Source organism: Micromonospora sp. LOL_023, assembly GCF_048060115.1.
Lineage (GTDB): Bacteria > Actinomycetota > Actinomycetes > Mycobacteriales > Micromonosporaceae > Micromonospora_E.
On record NZ_JBHMIM010000051.1, the window covers coordinates 13,165 to 27,301 of the forward strand.

Annotated in this window: 13 protein-coding genes; 3 read left to right on the forward strand and 10 right to left on the reverse strand. The window is 71.9% G+C overall.

Annotated elements, in window-relative coordinates; genetic code table 11:
- Positions 1 to 38: 38 nt before the first annotated feature.
- A complete protein-coding gene (locus ACFHVL_RS23940) occupies positions 39 to 683 on the reverse strand; it encodes an adenosylcobinamide amidohydrolase (RefSeq protein ID WP_416630677.1) in 645 nt (214 codons plus the stop codon).
- A 231-nt stretch (positions 684 to 914) separates the two neighbouring features.
- On the opposite strand from ACFHVL_RS23940, the gene ACFHVL_RS23945 reads away from it, so the two are divergent.
- On the forward strand, positions 915 to 1,592 hold the full coding sequence (locus tag ACFHVL_RS23945; RefSeq protein ID WP_278119492.1) for a Crp/Fnr family transcriptional regulator: 678 nt from the start codon (positions 915 to 917) through the stop codon (positions 1,590 to 1,592).
- Positions 1,593 to 1,666: 74 nt separating this feature from the next.
- On the opposite strand, the gene ACFHVL_RS23950 is transcribed toward ACFHVL_RS23945, so the two are convergent.
- The 9 genes from ACFHVL_RS23950 to ACFHVL_RS23990 form a co-directional block, all read right to left on the reverse strand.
- Positions 1,667 to 2,677, reverse strand: coding sequence for a hypothetical protein (locus tag ACFHVL_RS23950; protein WP_416630678.1), 1,011 nt, complete (start codon positions 2,675 to 2,677; stop codon positions 1,667 to 1,669).
- A complete protein-coding gene (locus ACFHVL_RS23955; protein ID WP_416630679.1) occupies positions 2,674 to 3,561 on the reverse strand; it encodes a transporter substrate-binding domain-containing protein in 888 nt (295 codons plus the stop codon). The genes ACFHVL_RS23950 and ACFHVL_RS23955 overlap by 4 nt, the downstream gene beginning before the upstream one ends.
- Positions 3,562 to 3,769: 208 nt before the next feature.
- Complete coding sequence (locus ACFHVL_RS23960) at positions 3,770 to 4,387, reverse strand: DUF305 domain-containing protein (RefSeq protein WP_416630680.1); 618 nt, start codon at positions 4,385 to 4,387, stop codon at positions 3,770 to 3,772.
- A 171-nt stretch (positions 4,388 to 4,558) separates the two neighbouring features.
- Entirely contained in the window at positions 4,559 to 6,229 is a 1,671-nt protein-coding gene (locus tag ACFHVL_RS23965) for a protein kinase domain-containing protein (protein WP_416630681.1), read from the reverse strand.
- A 109-nt stretch (positions 6,230 to 6,338) separates the two neighbouring features.
- A complete protein-coding gene (locus ACFHVL_RS23970) occupies positions 6,339 to 6,767 on the reverse strand; it encodes a hypothetical protein (protein WP_416630682.1) in 429 nt (142 codons plus the stop codon).
- A 138-nt stretch (positions 6,768 to 6,905) separates the two neighbouring features.
- Positions 6,906 to 10,604 carry an adenylate/guanylate cyclase domain-containing protein gene (locus ACFHVL_RS23975; RefSeq protein ID WP_416630683.1) on the reverse strand — a complete coding sequence of 1,233 codons (3,699 nt, stop codon included), beginning with the start codon at positions 10,602 to 10,604 and terminating at the stop codon, positions 6,906 to 6,908.
- Positions 10,601 to 11,401 carry an MBL fold metallo-hydrolase gene (locus ACFHVL_RS23980; RefSeq protein ID WP_416630684.1) on the reverse strand — a complete coding sequence of 267 codons (801 nt, stop codon included), beginning with the start codon at positions 11,399 to 11,401 and terminating at the stop codon, positions 10,601 to 10,603. Before ACFHVL_RS23980 ends, ACFHVL_RS23975 begins: the two co-directional genes overlap by 4 nt.
- A 66-nt stretch (positions 11,402 to 11,467) precedes the next feature.
- Entirely contained in the window at positions 11,468 to 11,929 is a 462-nt protein-coding gene (locus tag ACFHVL_RS23985; protein WP_416630685.1) for a RidA family protein, read from the reverse strand.
- Positions 11,926 to 12,081: a hypothetical protein gene (locus ACFHVL_RS23990; RefSeq protein WP_282225106.1), complete on the reverse strand. Its 156-nt coding sequence runs from the start codon at positions 12,079 to 12,081 to the stop codon at positions 11,926 to 11,928. Before ACFHVL_RS23990 ends, ACFHVL_RS23985 begins: the two co-directional genes overlap by 4 nt.
- A gap of 90 nt (positions 12,082 to 12,171) precedes the next feature.
- Here ACFHVL_RS23990 and ACFHVL_RS23995 point away from each other — a divergent pair, with 90 nt between their 5' ends.
- Positions 12,172 to 13,104 carry a hypothetical protein gene (locus tag ACFHVL_RS23995; protein WP_416630686.1) on the forward strand — a complete coding sequence of 311 codons (933 nt, stop codon included), beginning with the start codon at positions 12,172 to 12,174 and terminating at the stop codon, positions 13,102 to 13,104.
- A 49-nt stretch (positions 13,105 to 13,153) separates the two neighbouring features.
- Entirely contained in the window at positions 13,154 to 14,137 is a 984-nt protein-coding gene (locus ACFHVL_RS24000) for an ArsA family ATPase (protein ID WP_416630708.1), read from the forward strand.

Here is a 14,137-nt window from a genome sequence, read left to right on the forward strand (position 1 = left end):
ACCACCGTCCGGCTGGTTTGCCGGCGTGTCCGGCCGGCCTACCGGGGCGCACCGTCGAGGACGCCGCGATGCACCACCCGAGCCAGCCGGGCACCCCAGGTGGAGCGGGGTCCGCCGTACCGCTGCTCGGGGCCGTCCGGTGGGCAGAGCACCACGACCGCGTCGGTTGCGGTACCGGTCGCCGACAGGCCGAGTTCGACCAACGCCTGTGCCTTCGCCTCGGTGATGGTGGCGACGGCGTTGACCAGCGCGGCGTCGCAGAGCCGGACCGGCAGCGCCGCCACGATGTTGATCGTGCCGACCCGGCCCGCAGGCGGGCCGGGTTCCGGGTCGGCGGCGGCGGCGGCCAGGATTGGCGTGCCCAGACCAACGGTCGCCCAGACGCGGACCCCGGCCTCGTCGCGGGCCAGCATCCGCCGTACGTCCACCCCGGTCAGCAGTCCGACGCCGGGTCCACGCAGGTCGGCCTGCTCGGCCAGCCCGGCGAGGTGGGTGTCGGGGTCGTCGCGGCGGTACGACATCGGCACCGTCGCGTTGATCACCCACCAGCGCAGCCCGATTCCGCCGCCCAGCGGTGCGGAACTGATCGCCAGCGCCGGCTCGGTCAGCGCCCAACAGGCGTACGGCAGCGCAGACCCGTCCTCGGTGCGGGTGGCGAACCACGGACGGGCGACATCGGGCACCGGTCGACCATACGGCTGCCCGGTGCGGGTCGTCCCGCCGGCCGCACGGCATTGACCGGTGAGCGAGCCGGTGCCGCATATTAACGACGGATCCACCCGGTTGGGTTACGCTCCTGGATCAAGATTCGGAGGGTGCGCATCCTGCCAAGGGCGGAGTGCACCTAGACTGACTGCGCGCGGCAGGTCACGGCTGGGTGCCGGGAACGGACGCCGCGCAGGCGGAGGTGCTCGATGGACGAGGTGCTGGCTCGTAGCGGGATCTTCCAGGGCGTGGACCCGGAAGCCGCCGAGGCGCTCGCTAAGGAGATGGAGACGATCGAGGCCCGCAAGGGCGAGATCGTGTTCAACGAGGGCGAGCCTGGCGACAGCCTGTACATCGTCCTGACCGGCAAGATCAAGGTCGGCCGGCGGGCCGCCGACGGCCGGCAGAACCTGATCGCGGTGATGGGCCCGTCGGACATGGTCGGCGAGCTCTCCCTGTTCGACCCGGGGCCGCGCACCGCGACCGCGACCGCGGTGACCGACACCCGGCTGGCCCGACTGCGTAAGCAGGCCCTGCGTCCGTGGCTGAACAATCGGCCCGAGATCGCCGAGCAGCTGCTCCGGGTGCTGGCCAGGAGGCTGCGCCGGACCAACGACGCACTCGCCGACCTGATCTTCACCGACGTACCCGGTCGGGTCGCCAAGAATCTGCTGCAGATGGCGGGCCGGTTCGGTACCCGCGACGGTGGCGTGCTGCGGGTGACCCACGACCTCACCCAGGAGGAGATCGCCCAGTTGGTGGGTGCCTCCCGGGAGACGGTCAACAAGGCGCTGGCCGACTTCGCGTCCCGTGGTTGGCTCCGCCTCGACGGCAAGAGCATCATCATCCTGGATCCGGAGCGGCTGGCCCGGCGCGCCCGCGTCTGATCCGGGGCCGACGCGGCGGGGCCGGGCCCTGCTCGCGGCCGACGCGGCCTGCCGTCGATCCTGAGCGGATCGGGTCAGCGTGGCGACGTCGCCCGGCAGACCGCGTCCACCGGGGTGATCGGGCGGACCTCCCGGCCCAGCGCCTGCAGCAGCGAGTCCTCGACGTGGAACCCGTACACCCACAGGCGGTAGCGCGGTAGGTCCGCTTCGCTCGGGCAGAGCACCCGGGACTCCACGTCGTCAGTGGGTACGTACCGGACACCGCCCCGCTCCTGCAGGATCACCAGGCTGACGTCGTCGACCGCGATCACGCTGCCCCGGATCTTCTCGGTCCCGTCGTCGGCGACGACGGAGGTCACCGTGCTGGGCAGGACCGGGGCGGTCGCCACCGAGTACGACGTCCAGATCAACATGATCATGATGGCCAGTTGGCCCGTCGCCACCAGGGGTCGCACCGTCGGCGGCAGGACCGGACCGGTCACCACCAGGGCCAGTAGCGGCGGCAGCCCCAGCACCGACGCCGCGATCCATTCGCCGGTGTCGACGGCCTCGACGAGCGTCGGGCCCAACAGTCCGTAGTAGGCGGCGAGCAGCGCGGCCACGAACATGATCCGGACGCTGCGGCGGTCGTGCAGCCGGTTCGGGGAGGTCTGAAAGGTAGCCACGATCGCCGGTAGCAGCAGCGGTAGATAGAGAATCTTCCAGGTGACCGCCGCTACCAGCAGGGTGACGATCACGAACCAGACCGGCACCACCCGCTTCCACCTGGCCAGTAGTGGCAGGCGTCGGTCCCGCCACCGCTGCTGATCGTTGTCGATGCTGATCGACAGCACCGCGCTGATCGCGAACAGCGCCACCATCGCGCCGGAGACCAGCCGGCTCGCCGTGGTGACGAAGGCGGCGATGAGGTTGACCGGGTTGACGTTGGCGGCCAGCAGCAGGGTGGTCTGCGGTTCACCGCCGGCCTCGACGACCAGCCGAAGCACCGACACGATCGCCGGAGCGCCGACCACCACGCTCCAGAACTGCTGAGCGGCCCGGGTCTGCCGTTCCTCGTCCTCGGTGCGCCGGCCGGGGGAAGTCACCGCTGGACTTTGTCGTCGTGATCCACGAGATCGGGTGCCTGTAGCGGAGGGGGCTGGTCGGCAGCGCCCAGCCAGGGGCCGAGCGTGTTGGTGTACGCCGTCTGCCACACGGTCGTCTCGCCCCGCTGCCCCTGCAGATAGCTCTTGTTCAGGAAGTAGCTGACCAGGTCACGCAGATTCTCGTCCTCCGGTGGTACGCCGATGCCAAGTGCCTCCTCGACGCCGAACGGCATGTCCACGAGGGTGAGTTGATCGGGATTCTGTGACCGGAAGCCGGCGAGAATCGTCTTGTCGGAGACCATTGCGTGGAACTCCCCGCGCAGGATGCCGTCCCGGCAGTCGGTCGGGCTGTCCGCCTCCACCCGGGGAATCCCGCGCTCGATCAGGAGCTGCTCGGTGGTGGACCCGCCCGCGACGCAGACGACGTGCCCCTCCTTACGCAGGTCCGGCAGGGACTTGATCTCATCGGCGTACTCCGTCGCGACGAGCGCCTCCGGGGAAGTGATCAGATAGGGTCCGGCGAAGCCGACGAACTCCTCACGGTCAGCCGTTATGGAGAAGCTGGCCACGACGATGTCGACTTCGCCGCTGCGCAGTTTTGCGATCCGGTCCTCGGTCCGCACCAGCACCCACTGGATGCGCAGATCACCTTGGAAGCCGAGCGAGCTGGCGATGTACCGAGCGATCTCGACATCAAATCCCTTCCGGACATTGCCTTCCAAGTAGGACATCAGTGGGAAGTCGTCATTGATGCCGATGCGCAATTTTTCCCGGTGGCTGATGGTGGAGGCGTCCCGTAGCCCTTTCACGGTGCGTTGCGGCGGCTCGCTCTCGTCGTCGCAGGCCGTGAAACCGGCCAGGGCGAGGGTCGCGACGACCGCCACAGTGGTCAGCACCTGCCGTGATCGACGCCGACGAGACGGGTGAACTGGGATGGGTGTGTCTGCCATGACAGCCTCCGCCCGACTACGACAGTCAAGATCATGCGAATTCGGAAGCCGTCCACTCTGCCGGCCAGCCCTCAATGTAGTCGCAGCAGGCAATATCGAATGATCACCCGTTCGGCGAATTCCGTCAACTGATCGACGCCGGTCAGAGCCGCTCCAGCAGCCCTCGCATCTCGGTGATCTCGCTCTGCTGGCTGGTGGCGATGGACTCGGCCAGCTGACGAACCGCAGGGTGGATGCCGTCACTGTGCAGAATTCCGGCCATCCGCACCGCACCCTCGTGGTGCCGGATCATCATGTCAAGGAAGAGCCGGTCGAACTCGGCCCCCGCAGCGCCGGCCAGGGCCGCCATCTCGGCACCGGTCATCATGCCGGGCATTCCGTGGTGCTCGTCCTGGCCGGTGTACTGACCAGGGCTCGGCAGGGGTTGGCCCCACTCGGTCAGCCAGCCGGCCATCTGGGTGATCTCTGGGTCCTGTGCCTGCCGGATCTGGTCGGCCAGGGTACGGACCTCGGCGCTACCGGCTCGGTCGACGGCGAGATCGGCCATTTCCATCGCCTGCCGATGGTGCGGAATCATGTCCCGGGCGAATGCGACGTCCGTGCCGTTCGGCGTGTGCACGGCAACGGATTCAGTCGGTGCGGTCGCCGCGGGCACCGCCTCTCCAGCAGCGCCGCAGCCCGCGACCAGCCCGGCCGACATGGCCGCCGCCGACACGACCGCCGCGAAGCGAGCCCGTCCATCGTTACGGACGAATGACATGATTTGCTCTCCTCATCATGTGGGTACCCGCTTCTGATACGGCCGGCGACGTCCGATAGTTGCGGTCGATCCGGTAACGACCCGATCACGCCATCGCCGTGCCGGACGACCGGCTCGATGCCGAGCCGGCAGCCGGGGCCAGCCGCGATCCGACCGAGCCGCGACCGCCGGTCAGCGATTCACCAGCGTCGGACCCATCAGCGCGCCCGGACCCTTGCCGGCCAGACAGCGGAAGGTGTGATCACCGTCGGCCAGCGCCAGGGCGTGCGGAGGCAGCACCTCGAACCGCCAGCCGCGGACGTCCATCCGCAGGGTGACCATCCGGAAGACGTTCTCGCTGCACGCCGCCCCGATGTCCGGGTCGGCCTTGATCTGCGCGTGGTCGGCGCCGAGCAGTCGTGCCGGGAGTTCGCCGACGACGAACGTCTCCCAGGTGTGCCTGCCGGTACACGCGGTAGCGGACAGGGCCGGCGGCTCGCCGGTCGCCTGCGCGTCGAAGCACTCGCTGTCGGTCGGGCAGCGCAGCTCCGGTCGGATCGTCAGCTGGCAGTTCGGCAGCACGCCTCCGGCGGCAGCGGTGCTGCCGGAGGCCGCCGGCTGCGGAGTGAACTGGCCCGACGGCACCGCCGTCGGCTGGTTGAACGCACCGCCCCCGGAGCCCTTGGCCACGATCCAGGTGCCCAGACTCGTCATCGCCAGCAGTACCAACACGCCGAGCCCGCTGGCCAGCATCCGCAGCCGGGGACTCCCGGCAGCGCCGGTCGGACCGGCGGGCGGGCTGGTCCGGGTCGTCAGGTCGTCGGCCGAGTGCCATCCATGGTTCGGCCCGGTCTGGTGACCGGGCGGAGGTGGCACCGGAACGCTCCAGGCCGCCTGCCCGGCAGCTGGCTGCGGCGCGACGCCGCCCGGCTGCCCGCCCTGGGCCGGCACGGGCGAACCGCCCTGGGCCGGCACCGGCATCGCGCGCGGCTGCCCGGACGGGGCCGGGGCGATCTGGCCGCCGGAGCCGGCGGACGGACCGCCGGAGACCGGAGCTATCGAGAACGGTGGCCGGTGCGGTGCGGCGGGGCTCCAGTGCGGGCCCAGTGGTACGGCGGCCAGGGTGTCCCGCAACGCGAGTGCGGTCGGCCGGGCCGCCGGGTCGTTCGCCATCCCCTGGCGCAGCACCTCGGTCAGCGCCGGGTTGACCCCGGGCAGATCCGGCAGTGGCTGGTCGAACAACTCCAGCAACATCACCAGACTGGGATTGCGTTCGTCGTCCCAGCGGGGTGGCTTTCCGCGCATGATGGCGTAGAGGGTGGCGCAGAGCGCGTACACGTCAGCGGCGGGCGACGGCGGACGATGCTGGAACGACTCGGGCGGCGCGTAGGCCGGGGTGAGCACCTCCAGGGTGACCGAGGCGTCGCGCGCCTCGACCAGGACGGCCAGCCCGAAATCGGCCAACGCCGGCTCGTTGAACCGCGAATAGAGGATGTTGGCCGGCTTGACGTCGCGGTGCAGCACGCCGAGGTGGTGCGCGTCGGCGAGCGCATCGGCGATCTTCACCCCGACGTCGCGTGCCTCGAACTCGTCCAACGGCGAGGTCTTCATCCGGTCGGCGTACGAGCCGTCGCACATCTCCATGATCAGGTACGGATGCGTGTCCGTGGTGACGCCGACGTCGAACAGGTCGACCACGTGCGGATGCGACGACATCCGTCCGGCGGCGCGCGCCTCGCGCATGAAGCGCCGCTGGTCACGCTCGTTGTCCAGGGCCCGGTTCTCCACCTTGACGGCGACCTCGCGGCCGACCGACTCCTGCACCGCCCGATAGACCGTGGCGAAGCCACCCCTGGCAAACACTGACAAATCTGACAGTCCAGGCACTGCCGGAAACGGCAGTGCGCTCTGCGTCCTGTCGTTCACACGGTAAACGGTACCCAACCCGCCGGACGGCCGGGCGGTCCGGCGGCTACCTGGTCGCCGCCGCCCGTTCACCACGCCGACGGTCGACCAGGAGCGCCACCCCGGTCGCCACCGCCCCCACACCCTCCCAGGCGGCCACCCCGACGAACCGCGCCGGTGCCACGTCGAACAGGATCAGCCCGCTGAACACCGTCGTCGTTACCAGCCGGAACACCACCGTGAAGAGGAAGAACGGCCGCCAGTCGGTAACCGCCGCCAGGAGGTAGTACACCCCCATGTTGAACGAGGCCATCGAGGACGCCGCCATGAAGGTACGGGTGTAGTCGCCGTCCGCCCGCTGCGCCGCCGGCACCACCTCGAAGCCGAGCAGGCCCAACAGGATGTCGGGTTGCGCCAGGCCGACCGCGCCCATCAGCAACGCCATCGCGCCGAACACCGCGATGGTCCAGCCGGACAACGAACGGGGCAGCTTCATCGGGAGGTGTCCTTCCGGCCCGGTGACGCCCACGGTGGAGCCACTGTGGGTACAGGCTAACGAGCGGTCAGCCCGCCCGTCATCACCGGGTCGACACCGTCGACCTACCGGGCGTACCACAAGATCCTGACCCACCGGTCAGGACGCCGCGCCTTTCTCCACAACGGACCTGACCTGCTCCGCCCTCGCCCGCTCGCTGACCTGCTCGGTGGCGTACGCCAGGGCGACCGCCTCGTCGGCGGCCCGGCGCGCGCCCTGATGATCACCGTTGGCTGCCAACGCGGTGGCCGACACCTGCAGCCCGATCACCCGGCTTCGCACGTCCTCGGCCGGAGCTTCGAGCGCCCGCCGCGCCCAGCGCAGCGCCCGCTCCGGTTGTCCGTCGGCCAACAACGCGGCGGCGTACCGGGCCAGCGCGTGGCGTCGGGAAAGCAGCACCGCCTCGGTGCCGGTAGCGGCCGCGATCGGCGTCAGCAGCCCGACAGCGGTAGCCGGATCCCCCGCGGCCAACCGCGCCGACGCGAGCAGCACGCGCGGCCCCACCTGCACCGCGGCCAACGGATTGTGCGGCTCGACCGAGGTCAGCACCGACTGGGCCAACCGCTCGGCGTACGCCACGTCGCCGCACTCCAACGCCACGAACCCACGCAACGTGCCGGCCATCCCGATCAACAGGGGATGGTCGATCCGCTGCCCCTGGTCCAGCGCGTCGGACAGCAGATCACCCGCGTGTTCCAGCTCGCCCAGCCCGCGGGCCACCGCGCCCCTGGCCAACAACGCGAAGCCGCGCCCCCAGTCGTCGGCCGCGCTGTCGAAGTCCCGGTACGCCCGCCGGGCCGACTGGTCCGCCTCAGCCAGGTCGCCCAACTCGGCCGCGGCGAACGCCTCGACCGCGCGCAACGAGCCGACCGCCCACGCCTCGCCCACCCGCTCGCCGAACGGCAGGAACACCGCCGCGAGCCGACGGGCGTCGGCCAACCGGCCCGAGAGCAACCGCGCGAACGCCGTCGTGCCCCGCAGCCAGGACCGCCCGACCGGATCGTCGAGTTCGGCGAAGAGCCGCGCCGCCCGGGCGAGCACCGCGTCCGCGCCGGCGAAGTCGCCCCGGGTGGTGGTCACCCAGGCCAGACTCTGCAACGACCAGGCCTGCCCGCGACGGTCGCCCGCCGCCAGATTCACCTGGTACGCGGCGGCGAAGCGACTACTCGCCCGGCTGAGCCGGCCAGCCAGGAAATCCGCCATCCCGAGCCGACGCATCGCTTCCGCCCGCTCGGCGGGCAGCCCCGCATCCGTCGCGACCTGCAACGCTTCCCGCCAGACCGTCAACGCGCGGTCGCCGTCGCCCAGCGCGCGATGCGCCCGGCCGGCCACCAGCAACGCGCCCGACCTCGCCGCGGCGTCGTCGCCGGCGTTGGCAAGGACCTTCTCCGCGTCGGCCAACGCGTCCGCGGGCCGGCCGGTCTGCAACAAGGCACGGGCGTAGACCAGACGGTCGGCTTTGGGCACCGCCTCACCGCCCAACGCCGTCGCCCGCTCCGCGTACTCGACGGCGAGTGCCGGCTCGCCGCCCGCGATCGCCCGGCGCGACGCCCGACCCAACGCCGCCACCGCGAGCGGCGCCACCGTCCGCGACGGCGAGTCCGGCCGCAGCCCGACGGCCTCCGCCAACCCGACGGCCCGCTCGGCGTGGTCGGCGACGAACGCGTCGCGCAGCGCCGGGCTCATCCCGCCGACCCCGCCGCCGGACGCCGCGCCGGCCGGGGCCGCGATGCCGCCGGGAACGCCCGGCGCAGCCGCGTCGTCGACCGCCGCACCCGCCCACCGGGCCAGGCAGGCATGCCGCTCCGCCAGGTCGGCCTTGCCGATCCCGGCGTACGCGGCCTCGCGCATCAACGGGGTCGGGAAGGCATAGCCGGTGCGGGTACGGCGCAACATCCGGCGTTGCAGCAACTCCTCGACCGCCCGGTCGAGCTCGACGGCGACGACGGCGGTCGGCCGTCCGTCGCGCCGGTCCCGCAGCGCCTCCAAGGCGCCGCCGGGCACGACATCGCCCACCACGGCGGCGTCCCGCAACACCGACCGGGCGTCGGCCGGCAACGCGTCGATCCGGGCAGCCAACACCGCCGCCAGGTCGCGAGAGAGCAGCCGGCTGCTCAGCGAGCCGGGCACCAGCCGCCAGTCCGCACCGTCGCCGCCGTCGCCGGCCCCTGGCACCGACGCCGGACCCGGCAGTCCAGTGCCCGGGCCCGGACCTGGGCCCGGACCGGTCCGGGTCAACGCCCCCCGCTCGATCAACAGGGTCACCAACTCGGCGAGGTAGAACGGATTGCCCTGGGCGGTGGCGAGCAACCGGTCCACGTCCGGCTGGGGCAGCCGCCCGCCGCCCAGGTAGGACGTCAACAGCCGGGCGGCGTCCGCACCGCGCAACGGCGGCAACGCGTGCACCTCGGCGTCGGCGACCCGGGTCAGCGCACCGGCGGTCCGCACCAACTCGGGCCGCCCCAGCAGCAGGACCAGTGCCGGGCCGGTGAGCCGCGACAACGTCTCGCCCAACGCCACGACCGTCTCTGCCAGCGCGTCGTGCAGGTCGTCCACGACGATCAGCAGCGGCGTTTCCTCGGCCAGGACACTGAGCAGGTCGGCGACCGCACCCGGAATCGCCTCCGAGTCGAGCACCGGCGCGTCGGCGGTCAGGTCCGCCGGGCCCGAGGACGGGTGGGCGGCCGGCGGGTCGGCGTACCCGAGCAGGGTCAGCAGCAGGTCGACGGCGATCGGCGGCGGATCCGGGTTGGCCCGGGCCAGCCGCTGGCCGAGCCGACGCAGCCGTTCCTCGACCACCTGACGGGTGACGGCGGTGGAGCTGTCCCGGGGCAGGCCGGCCGCTATGCGTACCAGGTCGGCCAAGGGTGCCAGCCGGCGCCGTTCGCCGAACGCAGCGCAGCGCACCGACAACACGCGGGCGCCGGTCGGGGCCGCGTACCGCCCGGTGCCGACGTCGTAGCCGGCGGCGTACCGCTCGACCTCGGCGGCGAACCGGGACTTGCCGATGCCCGCCTCCGCGGTCAACACCAGCACCCGGGGATCACCGTGGTCGATCACCTCGGTGAGCCGGCCGGCCAACCGGCCGACCTCCGCCTCCCGACCGACGAACGGGGCCTGATCACCGATGCCCGACCGGGTGCCGGGCGCGTCGTGCAGCCCGAGCAGCTCGTACGCCTCGACCGGAGCCCGCTTGCCCTTGAGCCGCAGTGGTCGCAACTGCCGCCAGGCGGCCACGTGCCGGGTGCCTGCCGCGGTGCGTGATCCGGCGTACACCGCGCCGATCGCGGCGGCGTCAGCCAGCCGGGCCGCAGTGTTGACGGTGTCGCCGATAACGGTGTATTCGATCGCCGCCTGGATGCCGGCCACCACGTCGCCGGTGTTGAGCCCGACCCGTAGCCCCAGCGGAGCGCCGCCGCCGCGCTCGTCGTCGAGCACCCGCCGCACCGCGCGCTGCATGCTGAGCGCCGCCCGCACCGCCCGCTCGGCGTCGTCCTCGTGTGCCACCGGCGCGCCGAAGACCGCCATGATCCCGTCACCGGTGAGCTTGTCGACGTGTCCGCCGAATGTCTTGACCGCCCCGGCCAACGCGGCCAGGACCCGGTCGGTCACCGCGCCGACCCGCTCCGGGTCGAGATCCTCCGACCAGGAGGTGAAATCGGACAGGTCGCCGAAGAGCACGGTGACCACCCGGCGCTCGGCGGCCGGCAGGAACGCCGCCGCTGGCAGGGCGGCACCACAGTTGTGGCAGAACCGGGCACCGGGCACCGCGACGGTGCCGCAGACCGGGCAGGTCACTGCGGTTCCAGCCCGTTCAGATACGCCAGCTGTGCTCGTACCGACCATTCGGCGGCCCACCACAGCGGCCGGTCCACGTCCGCGTAGACCTCGGCCACGACGGCGGCCGGGTCCGTCACGCCAGCCGCCACGACCTGCCGGACCTGGTCGAGCCGGGCCTGCCGATGGGCCAGGTAGAACCGGGCGGCGACGGCGCAGTCGGCCAGCGCCGGCCCGTGGCCCGGCAGCGCGACCAGCCCGTCGTACGTCGCCAGCAGCCGCAGACTGGTCAGGTAGTCGCCGAGGTCCCCGTCGGGCCAGGCGACCACGGTGGTGCCCCGGCCGAGAATGGTGTCCCCGGTCAGCACGACCCGCTGACCGTCCGGCCCGGCGACCAGGAAGCACGCCGAGTCACCGGTGTGCCCCGGGGTGGCCAGCACGGTGACCGTCAGGCCGCCGACGGACAGCACGGTCCGGTCCCGGACCGGGTCGGGCAACTGCTGGTACTCGGCGACCAGGCCCCGGACCGGGGCGTCGAGGCGCTCGCGCGCCGCCGGCACCGCGTCGACGTGGTCGGGGTGCCCATGGGTGACCAGGATCACCGAGTACGGGCCGTGGGCCGCGATCCGGTCGAGATGCGCGGCGTCCGCCGGCCCCGGGTCGACGAGTACGCCGAGTCGCTCACCCGGTTGGCGCAGCACCCAGGTGTTGGTCCCGTCGAGCGTCATCGGCCCGGGGTTGGGCGCCCGCAACAGGGTCACCCAGTCCGGCAGCTGGCTGGCCAGGGCCGTGGCGGGGGCGGTGACGTGCGCGGTCATGGCTTGGATCGTACGACCGCGCCGTGACTTCGCCGAGACATCTTCAGGTCGACTCAGCTGGCGAGGTCACGACACCTCGACGATGACCTCCACCTCGACCGGGGCGCCGAGCGGGAGTTCGGCCACCCCGACCGCGCTGCGCGCGTGTCGTCCGGCGTCGCCGAAGACCGTCCCGAACAGCTCGGACGCGCCGTTGACCACCGTCGGCTGACCGGTGAACCCGCTGGCCGACGCGACGAAACCGGTGACCTTGACGATCCGGGTGACGGCGTCGAGACCGACCAGCTGGTCGATCGCGGCGAGGGCGTTCAACGCGCACCGGTGGGCCAACACCTTGGCCTGCTCGGCGGTGACCTCCGCACCGACCTTGCCGACCGCGAGCAACGCGCCGTCGGCCATCGGCAACTGTCCGGAGACGTAGACGTGCTGCCCGGAGCGGACCGCCGGGAGGTACGCGGCGACCGGCGGGACGACGGTCGGCAGGCTCAGCCCGAGGTCGGCGAGCCGGGCGTGCGGGCCGGCGGTCATGCCTTCGGTCGCTTCATGTACGCCACCAGCTGATCGGGGTTGGGACCGGGAACCACGGCGACCAGTTCCCACCCGTCGTCGCCCCAGTTGTCGAGAATCTGCTTGGTGGCATGCACCAACAGCGGCACGGTGACGTACTCCCACTTCTGCATTGCGATATGGCTCCTAGCTCGGGTTGGCTTCCGCTAGCTCGGGTTGGCTTCCGCGACAGCCTACGACCCGCCGCCGGGTCGGTGAGGCGGGTGCGCCAGCCAGCTACCCTGACCGTCGGCGGCGGCTACCGCCCGCCCACGACGAAACTGGGGATGAGGATGACGCAACCGCCCAGCGGCGACGCCCAGCCACCGGACGGCCAGCCCGAGCAGACCGCTGCCGGGGAGTCGGCGACCGGCACCGCCGGGCAGCCCCTTCCGCCGCCGCCGTGGCGCCCTCCCGACCCGGCCGCGGAGCAGACCGCCACCCAGCCCGCCGTGCAGCCGGCCACCCCGCCGAGCCCGCCACCGTTCCCGGCCCCGCCGGCCCAGCCTCCCTTCGCGGCGCCGCCGGCTGCTCCTGCGCAGGCTCCGTCGCCGTTCGCCGCGGCGGCACCGGGGCAGCCGTTTCCCGCACCGGGGTCGGGACAGCCCGGCACGTTCGGGCCAGGCGCGTCGTCGGCCTTCGGGCCGCCGCCCGGCTCGGCACCGCCCGGCTCGGCACCGCCCGGTACGGGGGCGGCTGGCGAAGCGCCGGCGGGAAAGCGACGCGGACTGCTCATCGCCTCGCTGGTACTCGCGGTGGTCCTGGTGCTCTGCGGCGGCGGCGGGATCGCCGCCTTCCTGGTGATCAACAACCTGGAGACCGGCGGCGGCGCGGCAGAGCCGGTCGCCGCGGTGGACGAGTTTCTGCAGGCGGTCTACACCGATCGCGACGTGACCGCCGCCGCCGACCTGGTCTGTCGGGAAGCCCGCGACGAGACCGCGCTGATCGAAAAGGTCGAGGAGATCGAGGGCTACTCGTCGACGTACCGCAACCCGGAGTTCGAGTGGAACGTGCCCGCCGTCGACGAGCAGGCCGAGGATCGGGCGGTCGTCACGGTGACCGTACAGATGATCACCGAAGACGAGCGCAGCGCCGAGCAGGAGCTCAGTTTCGTCGTGGTGCGAAGGTCAAGTTGGTTCGTCTGCGACGTCAGCTGACTCGGACTGGCTAGTCTGGGTGGACGTGGGAGTCACCGAACACGCACCTTTGCCTGCCGTGCCCGGCTGGCCGTCCCGGCTGCACGTGGTAACCGGCAAGGGCGGCACCGGCAAGACCAGTGTCGCCGCAGCACTGGCGCTCGCCCTGGCCAGTGCCGGCCGGCGCACGTTGCTCGTCGAGGTCGAGGGACGGCAAGGCATCGCCCAGTTGTTCGGCCTCGGGCCGCTGCCGTACCAGGAGCGCCGGATAGCCGGCGTGCCCCACGGCGGCGAGGTTCGGGCGCTCGCGGTCGACCCGGAGGAGGCGCTCCTGGAGTACCTCGACATGTTCTACAAGCTCGGCGCCGCCGGTCGGGCCCTGCGCCGGTTCGGTGCCATCGACTTCGCCACCACCATCGCCCCGGGTCTGCGTGACGTGCTGCTCACCGGCAAGGTCAAGGAGGCCACCACCCGGATGGCCGACCGGCGGCGGGTCTACGACGCGGTGGTGTTGGACGCCCCACCCACCGGGCGGATCGGGCGGTTTCTCAACGTCACGACGGAGACCGCCCGGCTGGCGAAGGTCGGCCCGATCAAGACGCAGAGCGAGGGGGTGGCGGCGCTGCTGCGATCCCCGATCACCGCGGTGCACGTGGTGACTCTGTTGGAGGAGATGCCAGTTCAGGAGACGCTGGACGCGGTCACCGACCTGACCGGGCTGGGCATTCCGGTGGGCAACGTGATCCTCAACGCCACCCGACCGCCGCTGCTGGGTGACAACCAGGTGAGCCAGGCTGAGCTGCGGCGCGGGCTGGCCGCCGCCGGGTTGCCGACGGATCGCGGCATCGTGTCCGGATTGCGCACCGAGGCGCAGGAGCACCTGACCCGCCGGGCACTCGAGGAATCCCTGCAGACCGACCTGTCGGAGCTGGGCCGGCCGATCGTGAGGCTGCCGCTGTTGCCGGACGGGATCACCCGTACCGGGCTGGACACCCTGGCCGAAACGTTGCTGGCGCCGCCGCCGACACCTGGAAGCGACCTCACAGCCACTTGA

What these genes read in the sequence shown, in the direction of transcription:
- ACFHVL_RS23970 (WP_416630682.1), bottom strand. Translation starts at nt 6,767, where the DNA reads ATGAAGCTGCCCCGTTCGTTGTCCGGCTGGACCATCGCGGTGTTCGGC.
- ACFHVL_RS23960 (WP_416630680.1), bottom strand. Translation starts at nt 4,387, where the DNA reads ATGTCATTCGTCCGTAACGATGGACGGGCTCGCTTCGCGGCGGTCGTG.
- ACFHVL_RS23990 (WP_282225106.1), bottom strand. Translation starts at nt 12,081, where the DNA reads ATGCAGAAGTGGGAGTACGTCACCGTGCCGCTGTTGGTGCATGCCACC.
- ACFHVL_RS23945 (WP_278119492.1), top strand. Translation starts at nt 915, where the DNA reads ATGGACGAGGTGCTGGCTCGTAGCGGGATCTTCCAGGGCGTGGACCCG.
- ACFHVL_RS23985 (WP_416630685.1), bottom strand. Translation starts at nt 11,929, where the DNA reads ATGACCGCCGGCCCGCACGCCCGGCTCGCCGACCTCGGGCTGAGCCTG.
- ACFHVL_RS23980 (WP_416630684.1), bottom strand. Translation starts at nt 11,401, where the DNA reads ATGACCGCGCACGTCACCGCCCCCGCCACGGCCCTGGCCAGCCAGCTG.